Source organism: Pseudoalteromonas atlantica (assembly GCA_007988745.1).
Classification (GTDB): Bacteria; Pseudomonadota; Gammaproteobacteria; order Enterobacterales; family Alteromonadaceae; genus Pseudoalteromonas; species Pseudoalteromonas atlantica.
The window spans coordinates 1-1,957 of sequence record BJUT01000109.1 but is presented as its reverse complement, the minus strand read 5'-3'; the positions used below and the strand labels follow the sequence as shown (position 1 = coordinate 1,957).

Genomic DNA, 1,957 nt, shown 5'->3' with positions numbered 1-1,957 from the left:
CCGTGGTGGTGTTACCGGCGTTGTCGCTCACGCTGGCTTCAATGGTCAGCTCACCATCAACCAGTGCATTTGGTACATCGGCTGACCAGCTGCCACCCGCTTGCACTGTGGTTGTAAAGGTTTCGGTGGTAATGCCATCGCTAACGCTGATGCTAATTACCGTGCCCGCTGGTGCATTCGTGGAACCACTAATAGTTGGCGTGCTGTCGTTGGTCGCGCCGACGGTATCAAGCACAAGTGTTGGCGCGAGGCTATCTATGGTGCCCGATTGCGTAGCGCCGCCTGTATTGCCCGCCGCATCGGTAATGCTGGCTTGCACACTGTAGCTGCCTTCTGGTAATTCAGGGCTGGTTGCTTGCCAATTGCCGTTGACATCCACGGTGGCGGTGAGCGGTGTTTCATCGCCATTACTGTCGGTAATTACAATGTTTACAACTGTGCCTTCTGGCTCAGTTGAAGTACCACTAATAAGTGGAGTACTGTCGTTACCAAGTCCCAGTGCATCCACGGTTACAACTGGGGTAATGGTATCTACATTGCCACTGCTGTTGGCGGTGCTCTCATTGCCTGCGGCATCAGTAATACTCGCGCTGACAGTAAAGTCGCCTTGTGCCAGGGCACTTGGGATTTCAATATCCCAATGCCCATCCATACCAACGGTGGTGGTAATGGTTTGCACAGCGCCATCACTGTCGGTCACGGTGAGTGTTACCGTGCCGCCAATTTCGTTACTGGTGCCTTGTAATGTAGGGGTTAAGTCGTTTACATCACCCACGGTTTGCATGGTTAATGTGGGTGCTTGTGTATCTAAAGTAATTGTATCGGTTACTGTTGTTGTGTTTCTTGCTTCATCAGACACGCTCACTTCGATGGTGTTATCACCTTCATTCAAGTCTGTTTGAGGGGTTACTTCCCAACTTCCATTGGCATCTACTGTGGTTGTTAGTGTTTGTTCAACACCGTTTTCATCAGTGATCACTACAGTAATCGTTGTACCTACATCGGCATCACTCGTGCCTGAAATAGTCGGTGTTGTATCATTGGTTACAGCATCAAAATCAACGGTTAAACTTGGCCCCGCAGTATCAATATTACCGGTTGCTGTATCTAAAGCACTATTGCCTGCAGCATCAGAAACCTCTGCCTGTACAGTGTAATCCCCTGAAGCCAACTCTTGAGAAAGCTCTACACTCCAATTCCCTTGTGCATCTGTTGTCGTATTAAACGAGCGAACAACTCCTTGCGAATCTGTAACAGTCAAGCTTATAACAGTGCCAGAAACAACGCCTGTAGTATTACCAGCAATAATTGGTGTTGTATCATTACTAGTTTCTAGATCGTTAATTTGTATAGTTGGCGGCGTAATATCAATTACAGCATCAAGTTCTGCTATGGCTGAACCACCGCCTAAATCAGTTACTGTTGCACTGATTGATACACTTCCCTCAGGTAAATCGGCTGGCGGAGTAACACTCCACTGTCCGTTTGCATCAACAACCGTAGTTAAGGTAATAGTCGCACCTGTAGAGTCAGTGATCTGAACTTCAACAGACGAACCTACTTCTGCATTAAATGTATCACCGCTTATTTGTGGGGTTTGATCGTTGGTTTCACCAATCACATCAATAGTGATAGTTAACGCACTTGTATCAATAGTACCAGAGGCGCTTGCAGTACCTTCATTGCCAGCGTTATCGCTAATAGTAGCATCAACAGTATAGCTACCTTCAGCTAAAGCTACGGGTACTTCTACTGTCCAACTTCCATCTGCAATGACTTGTGCAGTGATTGTTTGCACTGCACCATTTGCGTCCGTTACAGTTAAAGTAACAGTTGAGCCTGTAGGTTCCCCGCTTACCGTACCTGATAGAGTTGGTGTAGTATCACTTGTATCACCTAGCGCATTTATGTTCACAACCGGCGCAGTTGTATCAACCTCCCCTGTGGTAGTGGCCGT

At 47.5% G+C, this 1,957-nt stretch carries 1 protein-coding gene; it reads right to left on the bottom strand.

All coding sequences use genetic code 11. The annotated features are described in order from the left end of the window. Positions 1-1,957 (bottom strand): beta strand repeat-containing protein (locus tag PAT01_RS19870; protein WP_186807318.1); only part of this gene is annotated, 1,957 nt, incomplete at both ends.